General features: G+C 68.9%; 31 protein-coding genes. 17 read left to right on the forward strand and 14 right to left on the reverse strand.

The genetic code is table 11. The features are described 5' to 3' along the window. Positions 1 to 172: 172 nt before the first annotated feature. The 12 genes from E1218_RS13045 to E1218_RS13100 all read left to right on the forward strand — a co-directional run bounded on the left by E1218_RS13045 (position 173) and on the right by E1218_RS13100 (position 7,163). Complete coding sequence (locus E1218_RS13045) at positions 173 to 370, forward strand: helix-turn-helix transcriptional regulator (protein WP_132319717.1); 198 nt, start codon at positions 173 to 175, stop codon at positions 368 to 370. Next, the gene (locus E1218_RS13050) at positions 367 to 735 is read left to right on the forward strand and encodes a hypothetical protein (protein ID WP_132319719.1); all 369 of its coding nucleotides are present in this window, start codon (positions 367 to 369) and stop codon (positions 733 to 735) included. The genes E1218_RS13045 and E1218_RS13050 overlap by 4 nt, the downstream gene beginning before the upstream one ends. A gap of 35 nt (positions 736 to 770) precedes the next feature. Further along, positions 771 to 2,072 (forward strand): AAA family ATPase, encoded by a 1,302-nt coding sequence (locus E1218_RS13055; RefSeq protein WP_165949248.1) that lies wholly within the window; start codon positions 771 to 773, stop codon positions 2,070 to 2,072. A 202-nt stretch (positions 2,073 to 2,274) separates the two neighbouring features. Further along, positions 2,275 to 2,487 (forward strand): HNH endonuclease, encoded by a 213-nt coding sequence (locus tag E1218_RS38190; RefSeq protein ID WP_407657607.1) that lies wholly within the window; start codon positions 2,275 to 2,277, stop codon positions 2,485 to 2,487. 105 nt (positions 2,488 to 2,592) lie between these two features. Beyond that, positions 2,593 to 2,982 (forward strand): phage terminase small subunit, encoded by a 390-nt coding sequence (locus tag E1218_RS13065; RefSeq protein ID WP_456073598.1) that lies wholly within the window; start codon positions 2,593 to 2,595, stop codon positions 2,980 to 2,982. 50 nt (positions 2,983 to 3,032) lie between these two features. Continuing rightward, positions 3,033 to 3,260 (forward strand): hypothetical protein, encoded by a 228-nt coding sequence (locus E1218_RS13070; protein ID WP_132319725.1) that lies wholly within the window; start codon positions 3,033 to 3,035, stop codon positions 3,258 to 3,260. Continuing rightward, positions 3,260 to 3,604, forward strand: coding sequence for a helix-turn-helix domain-containing protein (locus E1218_RS13075; RefSeq protein WP_132319727.1), 345 nt, complete (start codon positions 3,260 to 3,262; stop codon positions 3,602 to 3,604). Before E1218_RS13070 ends, E1218_RS13075 begins: the two co-directional genes overlap by 1 nt. Further along, a complete protein-coding gene (locus E1218_RS13080; protein WP_132319729.1) occupies positions 3,591 to 4,136 on the forward strand; it encodes a hypothetical protein in 546 nt (181 codons plus the stop codon). Before E1218_RS13075 ends, E1218_RS13080 begins: the two co-directional genes overlap by 14 nt. Beyond that, positions 4,136 to 4,363, forward strand: a complete 228-nt coding sequence (locus E1218_RS13085) for a hypothetical protein (RefSeq protein WP_132319731.1) — start codon at positions 4,136 to 4,138, stop codon at positions 4,361 to 4,363. The genes E1218_RS13080 and E1218_RS13085 overlap by 1 nt, the downstream gene beginning before the upstream one ends. After that, on the forward strand, positions 4,360 to 4,848 hold the full coding sequence (locus tag E1218_RS13090) for a hypothetical protein (protein WP_132319733.1): 489 nt from the start codon (positions 4,360 to 4,362) through the stop codon (positions 4,846 to 4,848). Before E1218_RS13085 ends, E1218_RS13090 begins: the two co-directional genes overlap by 4 nt. A 3-nt stretch (positions 4,849 to 4,851) precedes the next feature. Then, positions 4,852 to 6,921, forward strand: a complete 2,070-nt coding sequence (locus tag E1218_RS13095) for a hypothetical protein (RefSeq protein ID WP_132319735.1) — start codon at positions 4,852 to 4,854, stop codon at positions 6,919 to 6,921. Then, positions 6,918 to 7,163: a hypothetical protein gene (locus E1218_RS13100; protein WP_132319737.1), complete on the forward strand. Its 246-nt coding sequence runs from the start codon at positions 6,918 to 6,920 to the stop codon at positions 7,161 to 7,163. The genes E1218_RS13095 and E1218_RS13100 overlap by 4 nt, the downstream gene beginning before the upstream one ends. Before the next feature lie 321 nt (positions 7,164 to 7,484). Here E1218_RS13100 and E1218_RS36025 read toward each other — a convergent pair whose 3' ends face one another. From E1218_RS36025 to E1218_RS13115, 4 genes are all read right to left on the reverse strand, one after another. Further along, positions 7,485 to 7,643, reverse strand: coding sequence for a hypothetical protein (locus E1218_RS36025; RefSeq protein WP_165949249.1), 159 nt, complete (start codon positions 7,641 to 7,643; stop codon positions 7,485 to 7,487). Further along, positions 7,640 to 7,825: a hypothetical protein gene (locus tag E1218_RS13105; RefSeq protein ID WP_132319739.1), complete on the reverse strand. Its 186-nt coding sequence runs from the start codon at positions 7,823 to 7,825 to the stop codon at positions 7,640 to 7,642. The genes E1218_RS36025 and E1218_RS13105 overlap by 4 nt, the downstream gene beginning before the upstream one ends. Further along, positions 7,822 to 8,115: a hypothetical protein gene (locus E1218_RS13110; protein WP_132319741.1), complete on the reverse strand. Its 294-nt coding sequence runs from the start codon at positions 8,113 to 8,115 to the stop codon at positions 7,822 to 7,824. Before E1218_RS13110 ends, E1218_RS13105 begins: the two co-directional genes overlap by 4 nt. 336 nt (positions 8,116 to 8,451) lie before the next feature. Further along, positions 8,452 to 10,350 (reverse strand): glycoside hydrolase family 76 protein, encoded by a 1,899-nt coding sequence (locus tag E1218_RS13115; protein WP_132319743.1) that lies wholly within the window; start codon positions 10,348 to 10,350, stop codon positions 8,452 to 8,454. Between the two features lie 321 nt (positions 10,351 to 10,671). Here E1218_RS13115 and E1218_RS13120 point away from each other — a divergent pair, with 321 nt between their 5' ends. After that, complete coding sequence (locus tag E1218_RS13120) at positions 10,672 to 11,661, forward strand: peptidoglycan recognition protein family protein (protein ID WP_132319745.1); 990 nt, start codon at positions 10,672 to 10,674, stop codon at positions 11,659 to 11,661. Between the two features lie 8 nt (positions 11,662 to 11,669). Here E1218_RS13120 and E1218_RS13125 read toward each other — a convergent pair whose 3' ends face one another. Further along, positions 11,670 to 12,575: a prenyltransferase/squalene oxidase repeat-containing protein gene (locus E1218_RS13125; RefSeq protein WP_132319747.1), complete on the reverse strand. Its 906-nt coding sequence runs from the start codon at positions 12,573 to 12,575 to the stop codon at positions 11,670 to 11,672. Between the two features lie 150 nt (positions 12,576 to 12,725). Between E1218_RS13125 and E1218_RS37220 the strand changes: the two genes are divergently transcribed. Next, a complete protein-coding gene (locus E1218_RS37220) occupies positions 12,726 to 12,920 on the forward strand; it encodes a nucleoside triphosphate pyrophosphohydrolase family protein (protein WP_233712201.1) in 195 nt (64 codons plus the stop codon). A gap of 33 nt (positions 12,921 to 12,953) precedes the next feature. On the opposite strand, the gene E1218_RS13135 is transcribed toward E1218_RS37220, so the two are convergent. The 4 genes from E1218_RS13135 to E1218_RS13150 form a co-directional block, all read right to left on the reverse strand. After that, positions 12,954 to 13,166 (reverse strand): STAS-like domain-containing protein, encoded by a 213-nt coding sequence (locus E1218_RS13135; RefSeq protein WP_132319749.1) that lies wholly within the window; start codon positions 13,164 to 13,166, stop codon positions 12,954 to 12,956. 152 nt (positions 13,167 to 13,318) lie between these two features. Then, on the reverse strand, positions 13,319 to 14,872 hold the full coding sequence (locus E1218_RS13140; protein ID WP_132319751.1) for a DUF6297 family protein: 1,554 nt from the start codon (positions 14,870 to 14,872) through the stop codon (positions 13,319 to 13,321). Continuing rightward, positions 14,869 to 15,504, reverse strand: a complete 636-nt coding sequence (gene ccmA, locus E1218_RS13145) for a heme ABC exporter ATP-binding protein CcmA (protein WP_132319753.1) — start codon at positions 15,502 to 15,504, stop codon at positions 14,869 to 14,871. The genes E1218_RS13140 and ccmA overlap by 4 nt, the downstream gene beginning before the upstream one ends. After that, positions 15,501 to 16,142 (reverse strand): O-methyltransferase, encoded by a 642-nt coding sequence (locus tag E1218_RS13150; protein WP_132319755.1) that lies wholly within the window; start codon positions 16,140 to 16,142, stop codon positions 15,501 to 15,503. Before E1218_RS13150 ends, ccmA begins: the two co-directional genes overlap by 4 nt. 94 nt (positions 16,143 to 16,236) lie before the next feature. Here E1218_RS13150 and E1218_RS13155 point away from each other — a divergent pair, with 94 nt between their 5' ends. Further along, positions 16,237 to 17,217: a carbohydrate kinase family protein gene (locus tag E1218_RS13155; RefSeq protein WP_132319757.1), complete on the forward strand. Its 981-nt coding sequence runs from the start codon at positions 16,237 to 16,239 to the stop codon at positions 17,215 to 17,217. Positions 17,218 to 17,221: 4 nt separating this feature from the next. On the opposite strand, the gene E1218_RS36030 is transcribed toward E1218_RS13155, so the two are convergent. From E1218_RS36030 to E1218_RS13175, 4 genes are all read right to left on the reverse strand, one after another. After that, the gene (locus tag E1218_RS36030) at positions 17,222 to 17,485 is read right to left on the reverse strand and encodes a hypothetical protein (protein WP_165949250.1); all 264 of its coding nucleotides are present in this window, start codon (positions 17,483 to 17,485) and stop codon (positions 17,222 to 17,224) included. A gap of 268 nt (positions 17,486 to 17,753) precedes the next feature. Continuing rightward, on the reverse strand, positions 17,754 to 19,025 hold the full coding sequence (locus E1218_RS13165; RefSeq protein WP_132319761.1) for an alpha/beta fold hydrolase: 1,272 nt from the start codon (positions 19,023 to 19,025) through the stop codon (positions 17,754 to 17,756). A gap of 93 nt (positions 19,026 to 19,118) precedes the next feature. After that, positions 19,119 to 21,644, reverse strand: coding sequence for a polynucleotide kinase-phosphatase (locus tag E1218_RS13170; protein WP_132319763.1), 2,526 nt, complete (start codon positions 21,642 to 21,644; stop codon positions 19,119 to 19,121). Continuing rightward, the gene (locus E1218_RS13175) at positions 21,644 to 23,047 is read right to left on the reverse strand and encodes a 3' terminal RNA ribose 2'-O-methyltransferase Hen1 (protein ID WP_132319765.1); all 1,404 of its coding nucleotides are present in this window, start codon (positions 23,045 to 23,047) and stop codon (positions 21,644 to 21,646) included. The genes E1218_RS13170 and E1218_RS13175 overlap by 1 nt, the downstream gene beginning before the upstream one ends. Before the next feature lie 318 nt (positions 23,048 to 23,365). Between E1218_RS13175 and E1218_RS13180 the strand changes: the two genes are divergently transcribed. Beyond that, entirely contained in the window at positions 23,366 to 23,689 is a 324-nt protein-coding gene (locus tag E1218_RS13180; RefSeq protein WP_132319767.1) for a hypothetical protein, read from the forward strand. 1 nt (position 23,690) lies between these two features. On the opposite strand, the gene folE is transcribed toward E1218_RS13180, so the two are convergent. Beyond that, positions 23,691 to 24,302, reverse strand: coding sequence for a GTP cyclohydrolase I FolE (folE, locus tag E1218_RS13185; protein ID WP_132319769.1), 612 nt, complete (start codon positions 24,300 to 24,302; stop codon positions 23,691 to 23,693). Positions 24,303 to 24,376: 74 nt separating this feature from the next. Here folE and E1218_RS13190 point away from each other — a divergent pair. Then, positions 24,377 to 24,869, forward strand: a 493-nt coding sequence (locus E1218_RS13190) for a helix-turn-helix transcriptional regulator (RefSeq protein WP_132319771.1), incomplete at its 3' end; no start/stop codon positions are given.

A 24,869-nucleotide genomic window follows, 5' to 3' on the forward strand; every position in this document is an offset into this window, starting at 1 on the left:
CGGGGAACTCCGCGGTGTCGAAGCGGACCCATCCGTGAGTCCCGATCATCGATCTCATGAGAGTAGGTTTACACCGCAGTTGACGTAGGTGTCAACACCTACACCGTTGGTTCGCGGTGCTAACGTCAGAGCAGGTTGAGCAAACCTACTCTGACAGGAAGGTGAAACCCCCATGGACGACCGATACGTCACCACAGCCGAGGTCGCGGAACTGTGCCGCACCTCGCCGGAGACCGTCCGCTACTGGCGGCACATCGGAAAGGGGCCGCACAGCTTCAAACTCGGTCGGAAGGTGCTGTACCTCGAGGCCGACGTGAAAGCGTGGCTCGCGGACGCTCGCGCGGCGCAGGCCGGCGGTTCGGCGGCATGAACAAGGGCCGCCTCAGCGAGGCGACCCCTGCGAGCAGCGGCGAAGAAGCTCGACACCAACGTACACAACCGCGCCGACAGTCCGCGTACGTCGTAGATGCTGAGAACTTCCGGCGCCGTGTCTTACAAGATGCCCTCGCCGAAGGACTCGCGGCGACGTTCGACCGCCGCGCGGCGCTGTTCGAGTGGGCACGCCCTCGGCCGACCGACTTCCGCGGCAGCGCTACACCAGCCGAGGTCGCGGAGCGTGACGCGCGCCTGCGTGCGGATGCCGATCGTTGCCGCCGGCACGCGGACCTGTTGCTGCAGACCCACGCGGATGCGTACGCCGACGAGGTCCGCCAGGTGCTCCGGGAGGTGGCGTGATGACCAACCACCGTCCCGGCTGCGAACTGGCCGGCTTGACGTACTTCGAGACCGCGGGGATGACCTGCAGGTGCGAGCGTTCCCATGTTCCCGAGGTGTTCCCAGGGAACGGGGAACAGATAACACTTCGCCGCGCTCGGATCACGTGGGCCGTCGACATCGAACCGCGGCGCGTCGTGTGGGCATGGAAGGACGGCGACCACGGACGGATCCCCGCAGGATCGCTTTCCATCGCCGCCGGCAGGGAAGGAACGGGCAAGAGTTCGTTCGGGCTCTGGGAGGCCGCTCACGTCACCCGCGGCACTCTGCCTGGCTCGCTGTATGGGCAGCCCGCGCGCGTCTTGTACGTGGCCGTGGAGGACTCCTGGCAGTACACGGTCGTACCGCGCCTGGTGGCGGCCGGCGCAGATCTGGAGATGGTCGGCCGGTTCGACGTGGTGAACCACGAGGACGACGAGATCAGCTTGTCATTGCCACACGACAACGACCTGCTCGAGCAGACGATCACGGACTACGGCGTGAAGCTGGTGCTGATCGACCCGATCATGTCGGTGCTCGGCGACTCGATCAACGCGTCCCGCTCCCGTGAGGTACGCCGCGCACTCGACCCCTTAGCGAAGATCGCCGACCGCACCGGCTGTCTGATCCAGGGGATCGCACACTTCAACAAAGCGAGCGGGGGCGATCCCTCCTCGCGGATCCAGGAGTCGTCCGCGTTCAAGGACGTGCCGAGGTCGGTGTTCGTGTTCGCCAAGGATGACGACGGCCGGGTGATGACGCAATCCAAGAACAGCCTCGGGCGTGATGACCTGCCTTCCCTGGCGTACACGATCGAGGAGACCTTGATCTCGACCAAGGAAGGCACGACGACCACCGGCCGGTTCGTCTTCACCGGAGAGTCCGACAGGTCTGTGTCCGATCTGCTGCGTGATGCGGGGGGCGACGACCAGACCGAGCGGGACGAGGCGGTCGAGTGGCTCGTCGACTACATCTCCAGCAATGGGGGGACAGCCAACGCAGGCGAGGCGATCAAGGCGGCTGCAGGTGTCGGGATCGCCAAGACCACCCTGACGCGGGCACGAGCCAAAGCCAAGGTCCGCAGCGAGAAGAGCGGGATGCACGGCGGATGGGTATGGATATTAGCCGAATCCATGTCACACGGAGTTACCGAACCTCCCCGAAGAATCCACGAAGAACCCGAAGAATCCATCTTCCCGAACGTGGATTCTTCGGTCCCTTCGGTGGATTCTTCGGCACCGGACTGTACGGAGTGTGACCATCTGCGAGAGCGGTACGGCGACCACATGCGCTGTTGGCAACACCAGGAAGCGTCATGACCGGGGGCCGGGTATCAGGACGCAAGCCTTCAAACGGGGGCACGCCACCGTCTCTCCGAACTTCTGCGCGTGGTACCACCGCGCGCCCATTTCATCCCTGCCCGTTTTTTGGAGGCACCGAATGCCCAAGCGTCCCTGTCTGATCTGCGGCGTACTGAGCAACGACAGTCGCTGTCCCGCACACCAGCGCCGGCGTTCCACGATGGAGCGCTCGCGCCGTGCCCAGGCTGTGGCTGCACACCGAGCACAGCACGGCAACTGGTGTCCTGGCTGGCAGCGTGACGCTCACGCTGCCGACGACCTGACCGCTGATCACGTCACACCGGTCGCCGCAGGTGGCTCGGAGTCCGGTCCGCTGCAGTGTCTCTGCAGAAGTTGCAATTCCCGCAAGCGCGACTCGATCGAGCGGGGATAGGGGCGGGGACTATGCGTTACGTCCGATCACAGAACGTTAGCTGCCACCGTCACCCCCAAATCGCGATCTGCAACTGCGGATGGACCCAAATGAGAGGAACTGCTGATGCCTGGGCCTAGACCGAACCCGAACAAGCCGGGCAGCCGCTACAGAACGGCTCGTGGACCGATCGTGTTGCCGGCGGAGGGTTGCGACCTGCCGGCGCCGAAGCTCCCGCCGGGTCGTCGCTGGGCGCAGGCCGAGCGGAGGCTGTGGAAGGAGCTGTGGGCGTCGCCGCAGGCCGTCCAGTGGGATGACTCGGCGGCTTCGGTCGTGGCGTCGTACATCGTGCTCACGCTGGCTGTGCTGGGCGGTACAGCGGCTGCGTGGCAGGCGGCGGAGGCACGTCACCTGGCGGACCGGCTCGGGCTGACGCCGACAGGTATGGCGTCGCTGGGGTGGCGGATCGCCGAACGGGGAGAGGTCGCGGACGTTGTGCCGCTGAGGGTGTCGTGAGCGAGCGGCGCAGGCTACGTGCCGGTCAGTCCCCGGTGGATGAGTCGGGCATGGTGCCGATCCGGCTGCGGCGGTTCGTTGAGCGGGAGTGGATCGAGGACGGCCCGGGCGACTGGGTCTCCCGCTCGGTCGCGGCGATTCGCCTGTGGGACACCGAGCGGCAGCGGTGGGCCGAGGCGAACGGGTACGACCCGAGGGCGCCGTACGGTACGGCGGCCGGCCGTGACTGGTGGGCGTTCCTGAAGCGCTGCGCTGACGAGGAACGGGATGCGCGGTGATGTTCCTGCAGCTGGACGACCGGACGCGGAGTCATCTGGCGCTCGCGCTGGCGGAACACCTGAAGTGGTGCCGTAGGCAAGCAATCGCCGCACCGCCGGAGTTGGCGGCACTGCTCGACACGCTCACCGACTCGGACCGACAGCAGCCGCCAAAAGTGCCGGCCGAGCCGGTGATCGGTGACGGTTGGCTCATCAGTTACGAGACGGCGGCACGGCTGCTGTCGGTGTCCCGCAGGACGGTGGAGCGCATGGTTTCCGATGGCAAGCTGCAGCCGGTACCGGTCGGCCGGCGTCGCCTGATCCTCGTCGATGAGTTGAGGAGGCTTGCCGATGCTGCAGCGTAAGAACATCGCCGCGGAACTGCTGCTGAAAGACGCCTCGCAGGGCCTGGCCTCCGCGGTGTTCGCGACCACGGATCAGGTCGACCATGACGGCGACATCTACGGTCCGGCTGCGCTGCGGCCGGGTGTGGCGGTTGTGTCGGCGTGGAACCACGACGCAAGCCTGACCGGTGGCGCGCTTCCGGTCGGCAAGGCGACCGTGCGGACAGCGGGCACCGAGTTCATCGCGGACGTCGAATACTTCATGGACCTGCCACGGGGCCGAGAGGCGTTCGAGGTGATCCGCAAGCTGGGTCAGGTCGAGTGGTCGTGGCTCCTGGACATCCACTCCGCCGAGCCGGCAACCGTGGACGGTCGACCGGTCCGCAAGATCCTCGACGTGACGGCGCGCGAGGTGTCGCCGGTCGTTCAGGCCGCCGGTGTCGGCACCCGCACGCTCGAGCTGCGGTCCGCGTCGGACGACGCCGCCAGGGAGTTCCTTCGATTCCAGCAGCACCGCTACCTGCGCGGCGTGCGATCCGGGGAGTGGTCCTGATGGCGTCTGACGAGTCGATGGTCGCGGTGCAGGTTGAGCGGCTGCTGGACCGCACGGAGGAGGAGTGGCTGACCGAGCAGCTTCTCACCGCCAAGGCGGCATGGCTACAGGCGCGGGAGCTGCTCCTGCAGCCCGCGGCCACCCCCGCCGAGCAGGAACAACTCAATGAGCAACTGGCCGAACTGGCCGACAGGGTGACCCGCCTACGCGAGATGGGACAGCGATGAAGACCGAAGCACAGAACAAGATGCACGCCGCCGAGGGATGCGACTGCAGCCGCTGCCGGGCCAACCGCGCCGGCTTCCCGCCAGGGCACATCTTCACCAACGAGGAGTACGCGGCGATCTCCCCGCCGCCGGTGTCGTCGGCCTCGCCGGACCCTGCAGCCGACGATCCGGCCGTGAAGCGCGCCACGCAGGCCGCAGCGGCGGCTCAGCGCGAGTATGAGCGTCTCCACGACCAGTGGATCGCCAAGGTCGCCGAGGCGCGTACGGCGACGCTCGTCGCGATGTCGCAGCCGGTGCACATCACCCACGACGGCCAGCCGCTGTACCCCAGCGACACGTCCAAGATCGGGCGCGGACGTGAGCTCGAGGAGGCCGCCAACGACCTACGCGGGCAACGCGACCAGGCGCACCGGGCCTGGCGGCAGGCCGAGGTCGCGTTGGACGACGCCGCGCGCCGAGCTCGTTACCGCGCCGAGCGGGGGTAGTCGATGGCCACGCAGAAGGTCGACTTCGACGTTTTGGCCCACGACAAAGCCTCGGACAAACTCGATCGGATCTCGCGCGCGTTCCGGAAGCTCAAGAACGACTCGGACAACGTCGACGGTGACGGTCTGACCGATCTGTCGAAGAAGCTGCGGAAGGTCGCGGACGACTTCGAGAAGGAAGGCGACCGGTCCGGGAAGGGCTTCGGTCGTGGCCTGAAGAAGTGGGTCACGGGCGGCGGCAAGGGGCTTGGGGGGGACTTCGGGACGGTCTTCGGGTCAGGCTTCCTGGGCGCGGTCAAGACACCGATCCTCGGTCCTGCTTTGGTGGCCACGATCGGCGGAGCGGTCGCCGTCGCGGCGCCGGCCGTGGGTGCCATCGCAGGCGCTGGAGTCGTCGCCGGGTTCGGTGCCGGTATCGCCGGTCTCGGGCTTGTGTTCGCTGCGAAGTCCAAGGCCGTGCAGGACAAGTGGGCGGCGACGATGGCCCAACTCGGTGCGGACATGCGGCTTCTCGCCAAGCCGTTCGAGGGCACCCTGATCAAGATGGCGGGGACGTTCGAGCGCACGGTTGACCGGTTCAACCCCGCGCTCGCGAAGGCGTTCCAGAAGTCTGCGGGGCCGATCGAGAAGTTCGCCGATGACGCGGGCCGCGCGCTGGAGAAGCTGATCCCCGCAATCGGTCCCGTGACGGACGCGCTCAACGGCGTACTCGACGCGACCGGACCGGCGCTGCAGGATGCTGTCGGCGACCTGGCCGAGGGACTGACCGATTTGGCGCGGTCCGTCGAGCGGAATCCGGACGCCCTGGCCGACATGGTGAGCGGGGCCGGTGAACTCAGTCAGCAGCTGCTGGATCTCATCACCACTTTGAACGATGCGAACACCGCGATCGAGGACCTGACCGGCGGAACGTCCGGAGTCGAGATCGCGTTCGAGGGCCTGCAGCTGATCGTGGGCACCCTCACTGGGCCGCTGGCTCTGGTGGCGGAGGGGATCTCCAAGGTCAGCGGCCTGGTGAACGCGCTCAGGCACCCCACCGACGCCTCCGGCCAGAGCATGGCCGAGGCCGCGAACCATACAGTGAAGCTGGCGCAGAGCCTGAAGGCGACCGAGACCGCGGCCAAGGGGATCGTGAGCCCGCTGCAGGGTGTCGCCGACGCCGCTTCCCGGCAGCGAAGCCAGTTCTCCGCTGCCATCGATGCGATGGGCCAGTGGACGAGCAAGGCGATCGCCGGCAGCGGTGCGGCGATCTCCTACCAAGAGGCGCTCGACAACGCGACCGCCTCCATCAAGGCGAACGGCCGGAACACCGACATCGGCACCGAGAAGGGCCGGGCCAATCAGCGCGCCCTGCTCCAGGTCGCCGAAGCCGCCAACCGGCAGACGGCAGCGATGGATGCGGCCGGCGCGAGCAACGTCGCCACCGCGAGGACGGCCGAGGGGTCGCGGTCGAACTTCATCCGACTCGCTCGGCAGATGGGGTTCAGCGCGACCGAGGCCAAGCGCATGGCCGACAAGATGATCCAGATCCCGAACGTGTCGCGTACGGCGAAGCTGAATGCGAACAAGAAGGATCTCGAGACCAAGCTCGCGCAGGCCCAGAGGGAGTTGAAGAACCCGAACTTGACGAAGGAGCGACGGGCCGAACTCACCGCCAACATCAGGAAACTGCAGTCCGGTGTCGCCGCGGCGAAGCGGGCGCTCAACAGCGTGCCGCGTTCCAGGACCGTGACCCTCATCACCGAACGGGTCGCCCGGAACGTGTCCGGTGCATCCGGTGGCCGAGTCCCTGACGAGCCTCGCGCACTCGGCGGCCCGGTGAAGCGGAACTCCGTCTACCTCGTCGGCGAGGAGGGGCCAGAGACCTTCGTCCCCAACACTGACGGCTTCATCGTCCCCAACAGCCGCACCACGGGCGCCGCCACACCGCTCGGCGGTGGGGGAACGCAGAAGGTCCAAGTTGAGCTTACGATCCGCGGTGACGGATCCCGGCTCGGCGATGCACTCGCGGAGACGCTCCGCAAGTATGTCCGCATCAACGGCGGCAACGTCCAGGCGGTGCTGGGGCGATGACGAACGAACTCGACCTACGCCGCGCCTGGGTCGGTATGCAGGCCGCGATCCTCGATGCCGACGAGGCGCGCGCGGCGTTGATCCTCCACCGCGACGACGATCCCGATTTCCCCGCCAAGGTCGCGCTGTACAGCGTGCGGATGCTCGTTGAGTTGGCGACGAGGGGGGACGTCCGGGATGAGTTCCGCGAAGTCACGACCGAGGAGATGCTCCGGCTCGCGCAGGCGGATCGCCTGATCTGACAGCACGAACCCTTCCGTGGCTGCCGTGATCAACGTCAGTCAGCCGACCGCGCATCGGCTCAAGGAGCAGCTTATTCAGGAGAATAAGCTGGAGCTTCCGGAGCGGACTCGCGGCCGTGCAGCGCATCATCGACAAGGCGGCAGCCTTCACAGATGTGAAGCCTCCCGGTGGGGCTGCTTCAACTTACCGACGTCGGTAAGTTCACGGCGTTCCTTGCGCCCAGAAGACCTGGCTCGGATTGGAAACCACCTTCCAATCCTCTAGCGCCGGGACAGCACGAACCCCGCAGACCTTCCATCTGCGGGGTTCGTGCTTGTTGCTCAGTTGTCGGGTAGCTCGGTGATGTGCCACTCGCCGTCGCGGTAGTCGACCGTGCAAGCATCCTCGGTCGGGCAGTGCGGCGACGCGTCGTTCGCAACCCAGCCGGCCACGAAGCCCGCACCGGCCACGACCAGCAACACGACCGCGCGCCCGATCATGGCTGTCCCTCGCGGATGATCCGGCTGATCGCCTCGACACATACCTCGAGCGCGTGCTTGACGTCCTCGAGATCCATGTCCTGCGGGTTCAGTGCGTCATCACGACCCTGGTCGTACGCCCAGCGTTCCGCCTCGCTGGCGGTCTCGTAGTTGTACTCCGGCAGCCCGCGGTCGTTGCTCATCGCGCACCGCCCGACAGGCGCTCAGTGGCGCAGTCGTCGATGAACTCCGCCATCGTGGCCAACTGCGCCGGGGTCAGCTGCTGATGGCGTACGGCCTCAACGAGAGGCCGGTAGATGTCGCCACTGAGGACCCGCCCGAGGTGCTCTCCGTACGCCCGACCCGAGTCATAGGCGTCGATCACCACCTCAGCGTGGGACGGCCGGCGGAACTTCGCCAGCAGGCGGTCGATCCAGGACTCTCGCACCTCGAGCGAGGGTACGGCTGGGTTGGTGCATAGCATTGTGGTCACGGTTGAACTCCAGTCAGTTCGATCGAGGCCCTGGCCGGCGCTTCTATCGCCGTGCTGGGGCCGCTCAGTTTCAGGGGCTGAGGTAGACCGATCTGGAGGAGGTCCGCGGCTCCGCTGTTCCGTCAGTGTTCCGTCAGACAGCCGTCCGGGACCAACGTCAGCCAACGTCGACCAGCGGTCAGTGCCCAGGTCAGGGGCACATTGCCGTTGACACCCAACGTCGACCAACGCCACGGTGAGAGTTCGAGCTCTACTACGACGTCTGAGCCCGCACCTCAGCTCGGGAACGGCCGGCCCGGAGGTTTCCGGGCCGGCCGTTCGGGTGTGTTGCCGGGCTCAGCTGTTGTAAGTGGCCGTGGCGTGGTACAGGCGGCCGCCCCAGCCCTCTTCGGGGTGGGAGTCGGAGATGCGGACGTAGGCGGTTCTGGTTGGGGTGAGGTGAGGGGTCAGGTCGAAGGTCAGGGTGGCCTTGTTCTCGCCGCCGTGGACGTGTTCGGTCTCCCGGGCCACGGTGGTCCACTGCTCGCCGTCGCCGCTCACCTGGACGACGTACTCGTTGTCGATCGTCAGTGCGACCGACGCCGTGGCGGTGTCGGACGGGAAGGGGAAGCGGTAGACGAAGTACGCGTTGCCGTCGGCGAAGCGGTTCTGGACGCCGTTGCTCTGTGAGCCGCCCACGTCCCACAGCCACGGGTTCTCGGCCGCCGTACCGGTGTCGAAGTCGGCGGTGTGGGCGACCAGGATCTCGGCCTGCGTGGTGAACGACAGCTGCGGACCGGACGTCGCCGTCACGGTCACCGGGTAGCGGCCGTCCGGCGTACCCGCGGGAATCGCCACGTCGAGCTCGATGCTCCCCCGAGCGGGTACGGCGCTCCCGTTCGGGCGAAGCGTCACGGTCGACTGGGTCGGGGTCACGGTCCAGCCCGCCGGACCGGACGCCCGCACGTCCGCCTCGATCGTCTGACCAGCGGGGGCGGTGGCCTGGAGTCCGGCGACCAACTCGACGTGGGTCGCGCTACCGCTCGCCGGCATCACCACCGGCTGGGCCGGAGTCATCGTCGCCGACAACGACCGCACCGGCGGCAGCGCTGGTACGGCGGCGATCAGGGCGCTGAGCGCACTCGCCTGCGTGCGCCAGTCGAAGACGTTCGGATGGTCCGCGCTGGTGGCGCCGGACCACCGCAGACCGAGTCGTCCGGCCGCGTCCCGGTCGTTGTCCCAGATGGTGGCGGCCTGCTGGTCCTGGAAGGCGGCGTACCGGCGGTCGTGGGTGGTGTCGGTGAGATCCATCCAGTAGCGCAGGAAGATTCCCTTGAACTGCTTCTGGTTGTCGTCGCAGACCTTGCCCGGGACGTCACACGACTCGGTCAGTACGCCGTCGGAGACCAGGCCACCGGTCGCGATCGCCGAGTCCGCCAGCCGCCGTACGGTGGTCAGCAGGCGCGGGTCCCGGGTCGCCCGCCACAGCTCGAGGCCGGCCCCGATCGCCAGCCCCTGGTTGTAGGTCCAGACCGTCTGGTTGTTGCTCTCGCAGGTGCTGGTGTTCAGGCCGTCGTTCACCAGGCCGCCGGCGTTGATCATCCCGCTCCCGGTGAACCAGTTCCAACCCTGCTGCGCCCGGCCGAGCCAGTGCCGGTCACCGGGGATCCGGTTGTGCAGCTCGGCGGTCAGGCGGATCCACAGGCCGTTGGTGACCGCGTTCTTGTAGGTCCGCTCGGCGTCCCACCAGACACCACCGCCACAGGTGTCGTCCCGGTAGTCCTCGACGTACTCCGCAATCGTGACCGCCATGTCGAGGTACTTGCGCTTCTTGGTCAGGTCGTACGCCTGGATCCAGGTCAGGGCCCACCACTCGGAGTCGTCGATGGCGCGGCTGGTGAAGTTGCCGAGCAGCGGGTCGCCGGACAGGTAGCCGGCGGGGAACACGCCCTTGTTCTGCTCGAACGTCAGGTCCAGCTGCTGCAGGTACCGGCGATCGCCGGTACGTTCCATGTAGTCGCCGATCGTCTGCAGCGCGACCGCGGAGTTCCACCAGCTGGAGGGGAACCACGCCTTCACCGGATCGTACGAACTCATCAGGACGTCGGCGGCGACCCGGGCGCGGGCGGTCGCGGTCGGGCCGTCGAAACCTCCGCCCGGATCGGCCTGGGCGGACGGTGGCGACACCGGCCCGACGGCCAGCGCGACCGCGCCGGCAAGTAGCGCGCACAGGGCGCGCGGACGACTCAGGATCATGACGGATCTCCTCGCGGGGCTTCAAGGCGGCTCGGCTGACCGAGGTTGGAAACGTTTCACTGATCGTGCGGCAGTATCGTCGCCGGACCAGACAACGATGTCAATGGTCCAGCCGGATGCTCGAGCGGCGGTGGCGCCGGTACGACGTGGCTCGTCGGATCGGCCGAGGACATGGCGCAGTCGCTCCGCTGTACCAGGACCACCTTGCTTGCCCCAGTGAGCTTCGTTCACTTGACGGCCGCATGCAGATCGTGATCAGTTGATTACGGAGTGCCAACGCCACGACACGTGGTACTCGTGAGGCCTGTGAGGAGCGAGTGAATGGTCAGATATCTGCCGCGGTCGGCCTGGAGGGCGCGACCGCCGAACGGCGGGCCGGGCACGCTGACCCCGTCCAGGGTGCAGGGCGCGGTGATCCACTGGCCCGGGACCGGGACGACGACCGGCATCCACAGCCAGGCCGCGGTCGCGTCGGCGCTGCGCGGCTGGCAGAAGTTCCACATGGACGACCGCGGCTGGTCGGATATCGCGTACCAGGTCGCCGTCGACCAGGCCGGCCGGGCCTGGGCGCTGCGCGGTCTCCGGGTGCAGTCCGGCGCCAACGGCAACGCCGACCTCAACGAGCGGTACGGCGCGATCCTGCTGGTGCTCGTCACCGGCGAGCAGCCGACCGCCGCGATGAAGGCGACCACCCGCGGGGTGATCGCCGACTTCCGCAGAATCTTCCCCCGGGGTACGGCGATCCGGCCGCACTCCGCGGTCCGCCCGGACGGCACCGACTGTCCCGGCCCCGCCGCCCGGGCCGCGATCGCTCGCGGCGACTTCACCCCCACTTCGGAGGACGTCATGACTCCCGCCCAGATGCAGGAACTGAAGAACTTCATCGAGGCCCGCAGCCAGGCCTACGCGCTCTGGGTGCACAAGGCGCTGCGCCGGGACCTGTCCGCCGTGGTGCAGGCGTACGCGCTCGACATCAAGAAGTACGAGGCGCAGACGGACGCCGCCGACGCCCAGCGAGCCGCGGTCGCGGTCTGGGCGATGGCGCCCGACGACTTCGATCCGAAGCCCACTCCGGAGCCCGGCTCGGAGCCCGACCCGGAAACCGAGCCCTACCTCCTCCTCCCGGACCCGGACCCGATGCCGACCGTCGCCACCACTGCTGAAGCCGCGCCGGACACCGCTCCCGAGGAGTCCGCACCGGACGCCGAGCCCGACGCGGACGGGAGCGCGCCGGCCGACACCGCCCCGGTCGCTGCCGGTCAGCCGGAATCAGGCGCCGATCCGGAGCCCAACCCCGCTCCGCAGCAGTAGAACGCCCGTCAGCGCCCTGCGGCCTTGAGCACCCGCAGGGCGTTGAGGGTGATCATCTCGTTGGGTCCGTTCCGACCCCAGTCGACGGCCTCCGGCATCCGGTCGCTGCCCGGCGGGTTCCACCACTGCTGTCCCGCATGCCATCGGCCGTCCGGCCGGCGCCGCCGCTCCAACTCGTCGAGCGCGTCCCCGGCTCGCTCGTCCTGCACCAGACCGAGCCGTGACAGCACGAGCAGCGCCTGCAGGATGTCGTAGTGCCAGTACGGCGGGTAGCTCGGCCGCAACCATCTCTTGTTGATCGGCTCGCCCGTCGACAGACTCCGGAACACCCGGTGCTCCAGGAACAACTCCCCGGCCCGTACGGCGGCGTCTCGAGCAGCGGTGTCACCGATCGCTTCGTGGTACTCGTGCAGGCCCCACGCAGCCGCATGTGTTTCGTGAAACGACGAACGCCGGCCGGACGCAGTGCGGTCGCAGTTCCAACCGCCATCCGGCCACTGCCACTCCAGCAGCCCCTCCGCCAACTGCCGCACCCGTGAATCACCGGCCATCCCCAGCCGGCTGCACGCCGCGAGCGTGTTCCCCTCGATCGACCCACACCGGCGTACCAGGCCGTCGACGACGCTCACGCCGTACTTGAGGGACCGCATGACCTCCTCCAGGTCGTACTCCGCAGCCCCGACCGCCCGTGGCTCTCCCGCCGGCGCCTCCAACTCGGCCAGCGCGACGATCCGCCAGTGCGCGCCGGTCCACTTCCGGTAAGCCCGCTTGTCCGCACAGGCGTCGGTCAGCAGCGCCTGCACGATCGCTCCGGCCAACACGTCCTCGCCGTGCGGCTCACCGAGCAGATCCCGCCGAGCCATCCCCCGCACCGCCGGCTCGTCGGACTCCAGCAACCACGCCACCGCATCCACCCACTGATTCTGTGTCGGCGGAGGCTGGTTGGGTAGGCGGATGGAGATCGCGGAACTGTCCGAGCGGCTGGAGAAGTTGTCGGTGCGGTACGGGGAGGCGCTGGGGTTCGAGCGGATCCGGACTGGTTCCTGCTCAAGTTGCAGGAGGAAATGGGCGAGTTGACCCAGGCCTGCCTGCAGCACACCGGCCGCGCCCGCGCCAAGGGCCAGTCCCCCGACCAGATCCGCGACACCTTCCACCAGGAGTTCGCCGACGTCTTCTGCCAACTCCTCCTGCTCGCCCGCCGGTACGACGTCGACCTGCCCCGCGAGATCGAGCGCAAATGGCTCGCGCACGAGCGCTAGCGCATCAGGCCATGATGCGGTCAACGGTGGGCTCTATTGCCGTCCCAGCCCTCGCCGAACCCTGAACTCCACTGCCTCGTTCAACTTCGTCGGGATGATCGCAGTGCCCGGGTGGAGTTGCGGCCAGACCCGTAACATCTCGTCGACGAATGCCTGGCCGACACTGTCGATCCCCGTGAAGTCGACCTCGACCTCGCTGAAAACGTCCATCCCGGCTAGCAGGCGCTTCGCCTCGCTGCGGCTCACGAACGAGACGCCGTAAGGTTGCTGCGGAATTCCCTCACCGTCATGTAGGGATCTACACCAGTCTATAGATTTTCTTCCCTATCTCCGGACAAAATCTGTACTCAGCTGATCATTTCTGGCGGTTGCCATTCCATCCTGGGGCCATCCCATGGTCAGTCCTGCTTCGGGCGGACGGCGAACATCACCGCGAGGACGACGGACGGGATCACCAGGACCCAGAGGGCGTCGAGGCCGAGGAGGACCGGGAGGAGGCACAGCAGGAGCAGGTCGAAGCCGCGGATGGGCTGGGAGAACAGGCCGGGTGGGATCGCGCCCATCGGTGAGGCGACCAGCGGGCCCGCGTACGACGGTGGCCGGGCGGACGCCTGCCGGACGGTGCCGGTGATGATGCCGGCGGCAACGGCAAAAGTGCTCGCGCCGTCGGCCAGCGACGGCAGAGCGAGGGCACACCAGAGCGCGGTGAATCCGGCGGGCACGACCGCCATGACGACCCGGAGCTCCCGCAGATCCATGCCGAGGGCGCGTACCAGGCCGGTTGACCGGCAGACTGACCGGAGCCCGTCCATCAACGGCCGTACGGCGATGAACCCGGCGATCCCGGCCGCGACCGGCACGAGCACCTGGAAGCCGGCGCCGGCGATGGCGTACGGGACGACCAGCAGCGCGAACCCGAGGATCAACCGCCGCGGCCACCGCAGGATCCGCAGGAACTCCCGGTGCACCAGCGCGGCGCCCCGCGAGCCCCGACCCCGCCGGGACCGGGCACGCCCCTTCAACCGCCAGTGCCGGCCCGCGACCACGTCGGCGAGCAGGCTGATGTCCAAACTGCTCGCGGCCCCGGCCAGGCCGGCCAGCAAGTCTCCCCCGGCGATCACGGTCGTCCGGCTCAGCTTGGGCAGCGTGCGCGCCGTGACCAGCACGATCGCCGAGACGGCGGCCAGGCACGCCGGCCCGATGAGCAGCAGGCGCGTCCGCTCCGGAATGAGCAGGGTGTCCGGCTCGACCGCGGTCCATTCGGCGATCACGACGTTCGCGAGGTGCGCCTCGGATTCAGGCTCGGAGCGGGTGGCCAGCCACACCGCCGGGATCGCGGCGACGATCAGCAGGACGTCGGCGACTCGCAGTGTCCATCGGGTGCGCACCGCGGACTGCTGGGCCCACACTGTCACACACGCGACACAGACCAGCAGGGAGGCCGTGACCAGCGACGCCTCTCCGATCCCGAGCATCGGCCACCCGAGCAGCGTCCAGGCGATCACCGAGACCAGCAGGCTGGTCGCGGCCACAATGGCGATCATCGTCCGGTACGCCGGTCGGAGCAGCGACCGCCGGTCGACCGGAGTGGCCAGCAACCAGAACCCGGCCGCCCGGGACGCGGACACCGGCCCGACGCTCAGCAGCATCCGCAACGTCGTTGCCACCAGCAACGGAACGAGGATGAAGGGCAGGTGGGACGACAGCTGCATGCACGACCACGACGTGCACCGGGCGGCGTTCTCGTTCAGTTGGCGGAGCACGTTGCCGCCGGAGGCACCGGCCATCGCGAGCGTGAAGAGAACCAGGTAGACGTCCTCGAAGACCTGCCAGAACGACCGGTCCGCGTGCCGACGGCGGGTGGTGCGCATCCATCGGCGCAGCGACCGCGACGACGGGATCACACCGAAGTCAACCGGATCGAAGACAACCGGGCCGTCGGTCGACGTCATGGCAGCGGGGTGAGGGTTACGACGGTGTCGGCGACGGCTTCTACCAGGGTGGGGTCGTGGCTGGCGAAGAGGATCGACGTACCGGACTTCTTCTCCGCGATCAGGCGGTCGGACAGCCACTGCACGCCGTCGGTGTCCAGGCGGGCTTCCGGCTCGTCGAGGACCATCAGCGTGCGCGGGCGGACCAGCGCCGTCGCCAGCGCGAGGCGACGGCGCTGACCCGAGGACAGCGATCCCGGCAACTGGTCGGCGGCCGGCAGCAGCCCGATGTCGTCGAGAGTGGTGTCGACGAGGTCCTCGGGCGAGGCGTTGCCGTGGGCCCGCGCGAGCAGGTCGAGGTGTTCGGCCGCGGTCAGGTCGGGGAAGAAGTCCAGGTCGTCGAGCAGCGTGGCGACGTCGCGGCGGACGGCGTCCGCGCGCTCGTCGATCGCCTGGCCGTCGAGCAGGATCGTGCCGGCCGCCGGTTCGGCCGAGCCGACGATGCATTTGAGCACGGTCGTCTTGCCTGCGCCGTTCGGGCCGACCAGCGCGATCGCCTCACCGGCGGCCAGGGTGAACGTCAACCCCTCGATCACCGGCCGGTCGCCGTACTTGTGCTGCAGCTCCTTCACCGCGAGCCGCGGCGCGCTCACTTCCTGCGGACCAGGGTGAGCCCGTCGCCGATCCCGAGGATCACGACGTCGACCCGGTCGTCCTTGGCGATGTGCGCGTTGAACTCCTTGCGGTCGACCGGGTCGTCGGAGTGCTCACCGACCACGCGGCCGCCGGCCAGGGTGTTGTCGAACAGCATCAGCCCGTTCGGCCGGATCACCTGCACCAGCCGCTCGAAGTAGTCGATGTAGCCCGGCTTGTCGGCGTCGACGAACGCCAGGTCGAACGAGCCGTCGAGCGCGGCCGCGAGCTCGTGCCCGTCGCCGATCCGCAGCTCGATCTTCGACGAGACCCCGGCGCGCTCCCAGTACCGCTGCCCGATCGAGGTCCACTCCTGGCTCGCGTCGAGGCAGATCAGCTGCCCGTCGTCCGGCAGTCCGCGGGCGATCGCCAGCGCGGAGAACCCGGTGAAGGTGCCGATCTCGACCGCGCGGCGCGCGGAGATCAGCCGCGTGAGCGTGGTCAGCAGCGCCGCCTGGTCGGCCGTGGTCAGCATCCGGGAAATGTCGCCGAGCTGCCGGGTCTCGGCCACCAGCTCGGCGGCGATCTCGTCCAGCGGCATGCCGTGCCCGACCATGTAGTCGTGCAGCTCGTCGGTGACGAGTACCTGATTCCCCATCGAAATTCCCGCCTTCTGTGTATTAGATCGGTCGCCTGTAGTCTCTATGGGTTGCCCGAAGGCCACGCACCCACCCCACCGAGGAGCACCCCGCATGCGCATCGCCGTCGCCGGTTCGATCGCGACCGACATCCTGATGACGTTCCCGGGCCGGTTCAAGGACCAGTTCCTCGAGGAGCAGATGCACAAGGTCTCCCTGTCGTTCCTGGTGGACGAGCTGGTCGTCCACCGCGGCGGCGTCGGCGCGAACATCTGTTACGGCATGGCCCAGCTCGGCCAGCCGTCGCTGCTGGTCGGCTCGGTCGGTGCCGACTTCGCCGAGTACGGCGCCGCGCTCACCGAGGCCGGCGTGGACGTGTCCCACGTCCGCGTCTGCGAGAACGTCCACACGGCCCGGTTCACCTGTACGACGGACCTGGACGCGAACCAGATCGCCTCGTTCTACACCGGCGCGATGGCCGAGGCCCGGGAGCTCGATCTCGGGGCGATCCACGCCGCGACCGGCGGGATCGACCTGGTGCTGATCGGCGCGGACGACCCTGACGGCATGCTCAAGCACACCGAGCTGGCGAAGGCGAACGGGATCGCGGTGGCCGCGGACCCGTCGCAGCAGCTGGCCCGGATGGAGGGTGCGGACATCAAGCGGCTCGTGGACGGGGCGGAGTACCTGTTCAGCAACGAGTACGAGGCCGGCCTGATGGTGCAGAAGACCGGCTGGAGCCACGACGAGATCCTCGAGCGGGTCGGTGTCCGGGTGACCACGCACGGCGGTGACGGGGTGGTGATCGAGAACACCGGCGGCATCCTGGCCAAGGTCCCCGCCGTTCCGGCCCCGAACCTGGTCGATCCGACCGGTGGCGGTGACGCGTTCCGGGCCGGCTATCTCACCGGCCGCGCCGCCGGCCTCGACCACGAGGCCGCCGCACAGGTCGGGTGCACGCTGGCCACGACCGTCCTCGAGACCGTCGGCACCCAGGAGTACACCCTCGACCGTCCCTCGTTCCTGAAGCGGCTCGCCACCGCGTACGGCACCCCGGCCGCCGCCGCGGCGGCGACCGCTCTCAATCTGGGCTGAGTTCTCACAGGACGTCGACGGCGAAGGTCGCCTGCTTGCTGTTGGCGAGGCCGACCCTGATCCGGTAGCCGCCGAGCTTCGCCGACTCGCGGGCGCCGAGCGTCACGCTCTTCGCGCCGTGGCGAAAGCGCACCGCGGACCTCAGCCGCTCGTAGGCGATCGTCTGCCCACCGGAGCAGCTGAAGGCCTGGCCGGTGATGAAGATGCTGCGACCGGACAGCGTGAAGCGACCGTCCTTGAACGACCCCGTGCAGTCCGCCGCCGGCACCGGTGGCTTCGTCGGCGACCGAGTCGGTGTCGGTGTCGGAGTCGGTGTCAGTGTCAGTGTCGGTGTCGGAGTCGAAGTCGGCGTCGGGGTTGGCGACGGCGTGGGCGTGGACGACGCTACCGGTCCGGCCTGTGAGGGCTCCTGACCGCCGCACCCCGCCAGGAGCCACACCGCGAGGACACCTGCCGACCACCGAGCGTGTCTCATACCCAGCAGCCTCCCGCGTCGAGCGGTGGCTGAGCGTTGACTGGCCGCAACCTGCCAGTGGTCAGCGGGCGGGTACGCCGCCGCCGACCGAGCGGACCAGTTCGGTCAGGCGGTCGAAGACCCGCTCCGCGGAGAGGCCGTCGTGCTCGTACTCGTTCGTCACCCAGGCCTGCAGGTTGCCGACGCGGGCGGCGGTGTCGAGTTGCAGCGCGGAGTCGACGTACATGTCGTCGTAGTAGACCGCCGCGGCGACCGGTACGTCGTTCGCCGCCAGCCGGTCCAGGTCGTACAACGGCGACCACGCCGGCCGGGACGCGAGCTCCTCGACCGCCGCCTGGAACGGGCGCAGGATCCGGATCTCCGCGAACATCCAGGGGTACATCATCTCGCCGGTGAACAGCAGCGGCCGGGCGTCCTCCGCGAACTCCGGGTGCAGAGCCCGTTCGGCCTCGGCGGCCCAGCCGCCACCGGAGCCGTAGATGCATTCCTGCAACGCCGCGAACAACGGCCCGCCGGCGTACGACGACCGGTCCAGCACCTGCGCAAGGAACGTGTCCGACAACTCGTCCCCGTCGAACGCCTCGTCCACCAGCCAGTGCATCCGCTCGTACCCGGGCTTCATCCCGAAGTCGATCCCGAGTGACTGGAACCGCCGTACGGTCAGCCGATCACCGTCCGGCAGCCGGACGTCGCCGGCCGCGAGCCGGTCCGCGATCGCGCCCACTCGCTCGACGTGGTGCGGGTACCGCCGGTAGAACTCGCGATTCTTCGCGGCCACCCGCGGATACGTACGGCGGTACACCTCGGCCGCCGACGGGTCGATCGAGGCCAGCCCGCCGGTCACGTAGCACGCGGTCAGTCCCTCCGGCGCCTGCGAGAGATACGACAAGGTGAGGAACCCGCCGTAGCTCTGGCCCAGCGTCGACCACCTGACGCCGCCGAAGACCGTCGTGCGCAGGTGCTCGGCGTCGCGGACGATCGAGTCCGCCCGGAAACAGGCCAGGTAGTCGGCGCCGGCCTCGGCGGTCGCGAACGACGCCATCCGCCGGCCGGAGATCGGCGTACTGCGCCCGGTGCCCCGCTGGTCGAGCAGGATCAACCGATAGGTCTTCAGCGCCTGCTTGATCCACCCCGACACGTCGGTCGGCCGGGGGCCCTTGCCGCCCGGACCACCCTGCAGGAACAGCAACAGCGGCAGGTCCTCGTCGCGCCGGACCGGGTCGACGAGCTCCCGCGCGAAGACGGTGATCGTCTCGCCGGGAGCCGACCAGTCCAGCGGTACGTCGACCTCGTGCTCCCGGACGTGCATCCCCGGAATGGTGTAGCTGATCATCGTCGCGTCTCCTTCGCGGTCCACTGCACTGCCTCATCCTGCCAACCGCACCGGACGCCGTGTCCCGTCGATCCTTACCTTCCCGGGACCGACCTACAGCCGGGGGTCGACCGGTTCGGACTCGAGGGCGAGGACGGCGAAGACGCACTCGTGGATGCGCCAGAGGGGTTCGCCGCGGGCGGCGCGGTCGAGGGCTTCGAGGCCGAGGGCGTACTCGCGCAGGGCCAGCGAGCGTTTGTGACCGAGGTTGCGGTCGCGCAGGCGCGCGAAGTTGGCCGGCTCGGTGTAGTCCGGACCATAGATGAGCCGCAGGTACTCCTGTCCGCGCACCTTCAGCCCCGGCTGCGCCAGTCCCTTCGCGGTCCGCGTCAGGTTGGCGGCCGGCTTGACCACCATCCCCTCGCCGCCGGCGCCCGTGACCTCCTGCCACCAGCCGACCCCGGCCTCCCAGTTGTCCGCATCGACGAAGAGCCGCCGCGTCGGCGTGACCAACGACGGATCCGCAGCGACCAGCCGGTCCGCGATCCCGAGGTGCCAGACGTGCGGCCGGTCCTGGTACGTCGTCCCTTCGGACGCCAGCACCTGGAACGGCGCCAGCCGGACGCCGTCCAGCCCGGCCGTCGGCCAGCAGTAGCGCCGGTACGCCTCGGTGAACCGATCGGCGTTCGTCGTCCGGCGCCGGAGCCGGGCCAGGTGATCGCCGACGTCCAGCCCGGACGCGAGTGCGGACTCCAGAGCTGCGGTTGCCGCTGGCAACGACGTACGGGCGGCGGCGGCGACCGCGGCGTACTGGTTCCGGAGCAGGTCCTCGGCCTTGGCGCTCCACGGCAGCAGCTCGGCGTCGAGCAGGAGCCACGCGGTGTCGAGCTCGTCGAAGATCCCCGCCTCGGCGACGACCGTCCGCAGCCGGAGCAGGAGCTCGTCCGTGAGCGATCCCTCGAAGAACGACCGTCCGGTCCGGGTGTGGATCGCGCCGCGCCCGGCCAGGCCGAAACGTTTCTCTGCGACGTCGTCGTCGAGCGTCAGCAGGATGACAGCGCGCGAGCCCATGTGCTTCTCCTCGCACACGAGCTCGGTGACGCCTTGCGCGCGGTAGGCCTCGAACGCTTGCAGCGGGTGCTCCAGCAGCCCCGGCTCCGGCGAGGTGGCGACCGGGCTCATCGTCGGCGGCAGGTACAGCAGGAACCGTGGGTCGATCGCGAACCGGCTCATCACCTCCAGCGCCGCACCCGCCTGCTCCGCCCGGATGCTGAGCCGGCCGTGCGTCGCGGTCTCGATCACTCGGCGGCCGGTGACGTCGGTCAGCTCGAGAACGTCGGGTTCGCGCGCCGGGGCGCTGGCCATGTGCAACGGCTTGGCCGGTGCGTAGTACTCCTCGGCCGCCGGCACCGAGACCAGCTCGCGCTCCGGATAGCGCAGAGCGGTCAGCGCTCCGCCGAACACGCAGCCGGTGTCGAGGCAGATCGTGTTGTTGATCCACTCCGGCTCGGGCGTCGGCGTGTGACCGTAGACGACCATCGCCCGGCCGCGATACTCGTTCGCCCACGGGTAGCGGACCGGCAGGCCGAACTCGTCGGTCTCACCGGTCGTCTCGCCGTACAGGCAGAAGGAGCGGACCCGGCCGGACGTACGGCCGTGCATCCGCTCGACCAGGCCGGCGTGCGACACCACCAGCCGGCCGCGGTCGAACACGTAGTGCGAGATCAGGCCGTCGATGAACGTCGCCACCGCCTCGCGGAACTCCGCCGGCTCGTCCGCGAGCTGCTCGAAGGTGGTCTCCAGGCCGTGGCTGATCGTGACGGTGCGGCCTCTCAGTGCCCTGAGCAACTTGTCCTCGTGGTTGCCGGGGACGCAGTAAGCGTGGCCGTTGGCAACCATTCCCATGACGAGCCGCAGTACGCCGGGAGTGTCCGGGCCGCGGTCGACAAGGTCACCGACGAACACCGCCTGCCGGTCCGGGTGTACGGCGTCGATCGCGCGGCCGGCGTCGTCGCGAGTAATCGCGTAGCCGAGTCGCGTGAGCAGCTCCTCCAGCTCGGCCCGGCAACCGTGGATGTCACCGACGATGTCGAACGGCCCGGTCCGGTCGGTCAGATCGTTGAACAGCCTGGTGCGTTCGATGCTGACGGCATCGATCTCCTCGACGGTGTCGAGCACGTGCACGGTGCGGAAACCCTCGCGCTTGAGGCTGCGCAGTCCGCGCTTGAGCTGTGACCGTTGCCGGGCGATCACCTTCGACCCGAACTGCCGGTCCGGTCGCTGCTCGTTGCGCTCGACGTACACCCGCTCGGGCGGGTCCAGGACGATCGCCACCGGCAGTACGTCGTGCTCGCGGGCGAGCGCGACCAGTTCCTTGCGCGCCTCCGGTTGCACGTTGGTCGCGTCGATCACCGTCAGCCGCCCGGCCGCGAGCCGCTTCCCAGCGATGAAGTGCAACACCTCGAACGCGTCCTTCGACGCCGCCTGGTCGTTCTCTTCGTCCGAGACCAGACCCCGACAGAAGTCACTCGACATCACTTCCGTCGGCCGGAAGTGCTTCCGCCCGAACGTCGACTTCCCCGACCCGCTCGCACCCACGAGCACGACGAGGCACAGGGCCGGGATCCGCAGCGTCGCCATCAGTTCTCCCGGACCGTGAAGACAGCGAGCTGGGTCGGCGCGCCGACCTCCGGATCGACCGGGCCGACCGGACGGAACTCCACCGAATAGCCGAAAGCGTCAGCCACTCCCGTCGCCCAGGACGTGAATTCGTCGCGGGTCCACTCGAAGCGGTGGTCCGGGTGGCGGAAGGTGCCCGCCGGGAGCGTGTCGAAGCGCACGTTGTACTCGCTGTTCGGGGTGGTGACGACGACGGCGGCAGGGTGGGCGGCCTGGAAGACCGCCTTCGCCAGGGCGGGCAGGCGAGGTGGGTCGACGTGCTCGATCACCTCCATCAAGACGGCGGCGTCCAGGCCGGCCAGGCGGTGGTCGGCGTACGTCACCGACGACTGCAGGAACCGCAGCCGCTCGCGCTGCCGGTCGGGCAGGTCGTCGTAGTGCAGCCGCCGCTTCGCACTGATCAGCGCCCGCGCCGACACGTCCGTGGCGAACAGTTCCGCGACCATCGGATCCTTCAGCAGCTCCCCGACGAGCGCGCCCTCACCACACCCGAGATCCGCGATCCGCCGGGCTCCGAGCTCCTTCAGTACGGCGGCGACCGTCGTACGACGCTCGACCGCCAGCGAGACCGGTCCCTCCGCGTCGTCCGGCACCGCCTCCGGCTCCGTCAGCCCGTCGGCCTCGGCGAGGCGCTCGAGGGCGGTGTCGGCGAGGTAGCGCCGATGCGCCAGGTACCGCCGGGAGATCAGGTCCTTCTCCGGATGCGCACCCAGCCAGCCCGATCCGGCGCGCACCAACTTGTCGACCTCGTCGGGACCGACCCAGTAGTGCTTGGCGTCGTCCAGCACCGGCAGCATCACGTACAGGTGGTTGAGCGCATCGGCCAGCCGGAGTACGCCGGTCAGCCGCAGGTCGACGTACCGCGAGTCACCCCAGGCCGGGAGCTGCGGGTCGAGCGGCACCGGCCGGGCGTCGACGGTCCAGCCGAGCGGACCGAACATCCGCGCGGCCAGCTCGGCGCCGCCGGGGCACGGCAGCGCCGGGACGTGGATCTCGAGCGGGATCGGGCGCGCGGCCAGCTCGGGACGCGCGTCGCAGCGCCCATTCATCGCGGTCCGGAACAGCTTCCCGAGGGCGACCGCGAGCAGGCTCGAGGCGGCGTATGGACGGTCGTTCACGTACTGCCCGAGAGTGAATCCTTCCGGCGCCTTCCCACGACCGGACCGGACCAGCGCGATCGGGTCGATCTCCAGCAGCACCGCCGCCGTGCAGCGTTCGCCGGTCGCCTCCGGGTAGAAGACGTGCGCCGTGCCACCGGTGACCTCGATGCCCTGCGGTCGCGCCGGGTTCTTGTGCAGCAGGAAACCGAGATCGCTGGCAGGTGCCTCGACTCCGGCAAGGTCGGTGGCAAGCGTGAGGAACACTTCCGTATTCGATCACGGCCGGCGGCCACCGGACAGGTAGTGAACCCCCGCCATGTCAGGAGTTGCCGCGACCGGGATTTCCGAAGGCCGAGACACGCTGACAGAGGTCTGGCGTGTTGCCGGGATTGGTTCTAGCTTGTTTTGCAGAAGATGAGTCGCTACAGACCGTCCTTCCCCGCTGACAGTCCGTATTGTCCCCGGTTTGTGGCGAGCGCCCACCCACGCCGACCACGGGGAAAGGACCATGGCAGCACCCTCAGGCCAACCCAGTTCCACCTGTCCCTGCACCACCGAAGGCCATCCCGGCGAGGTCCGCCGGTGAAACCCCAGACCTTCGAGCTCGTGCGCTACACCGACATCAGCGGAGTCTCCGGAACCGGCATCGTCGCGGAAGGGTGCGTCTTCACCGACGGCTCGGTCGCGCTGCGCTGGCACGGACCGAACCCGTCGACGGCCGTCTGGCCGGATCTCGACTCCATCCTCGCCGTCCACGGCCACTGCGGCGCCACCGTCGTCCGCTGGCTCGACGTCAGTGAGATGGAGCCGGTCCCCGGCACCGACCTGCTGCCCGGCGAGGTCGCGCACATCCTCGCCACCGGACGCCACACCCACCACCACCCGCCGGCGGTGGCGACCGCCTGACCTACGGGGTCAGGCCGGTCAGGGCGAAGAACTCCTGCCGGGAGCTGAGGTTCTCCCGGAGAATGCCGTGCAGCGACGACGTCACCGTGCGGGAACCGGTGGCCCGGACGCCGCGCAGCGACATGCACTGGTGCTCGGCCTCGATCACCACACCGACGCCCTTCGGCGCGAGGTGGTCCTGCAGCCAGTCGGCGACCTGTTTGGTCAGCCGCTCCTGCACCTGGAGGTCGCGGGCGAACAGTTCGACCACGCGGGCGAGTTTCGACAGCCCGAGGATCCGCTCACCCGGCAGGTAGCCGACGTGCGCGACGCCGGTGAACGGCAGCAGGTGGTGCTCGCACAACGACTGCACCGGGATGTCCTTGGCCAGCACGAGCTCGTCGTACCCCTCGTCGTTCGGGAACGTCGTCAGCTCGAACTCGCGCGGCGTCAGCATCTCGGCGTAGGCGTTCGCCACCCGTCGGGGAGTGTCGGCCAGGTGGGGACTGTGCGGGTCCCGCCCGAGCGCCTCGAGCAGATCGGCGACCGCGCGCTGGGCCGCGGGCAGGTCGATCTCCGCCCGGCCGGCGACGATGCGGAGGGGGACGGACTCGAGATCAGCCGAAATCGCCATCTACTCTCCCTGATTGCTCAACGAGGTGCCATCATAACTGTTTCATCAACCGATGTTGGCGATAGAATCAGTCCGTGGACACGTCCTGGGACGCTCAGGTTCAGGCGGTCGCCGTACTGGAGGAACCGACCCGGCGCCGCCTCTATGAGTACGTCGTCACTCAGCCGGCTCCCGTGGGCCGCGACGAGGCAGCGGCTGCCGTCGGCATCCCGCGCAACACTGCCGCGTTCCACCTGGAGAAGCTGACCGAGGAAGGCCTGCTGGCGACCTGCTACGAACGCCGGACCGGGCGCACGGGACCCGGCGCCGGGCGACCGGCCAAGCTTTACCACCGGTCGGAGCGCGAGATCGACCTCACCCTGCCCGAGCGTCAGTACGCCGTCGCCGGCCGCCTGCTGGCCGCGGCGGTCGCGGACGCCGAGGCGAGTGGCGGCTCGCCGCGGGAGGCGGTGAACCGCCGGGCCCGGGAGTACGGCGAGTCGCTGGGCCGGACGGCGAGCGGGAGCTCGCTGACCCAGATCCTGGCCGCCCACGGTTTCGAGCCGCGTCCCGGCAAGGACGGCATCG

The organism is Kribbella turkmenica, assembly GCF_004348725.1.
In the GTDB taxonomy this organism is placed as follows: domain Bacteria; phylum Actinomycetota; class Actinomycetes; order Propionibacteriales; family Kribbellaceae; genus Kribbella; species Kribbella turkmenica.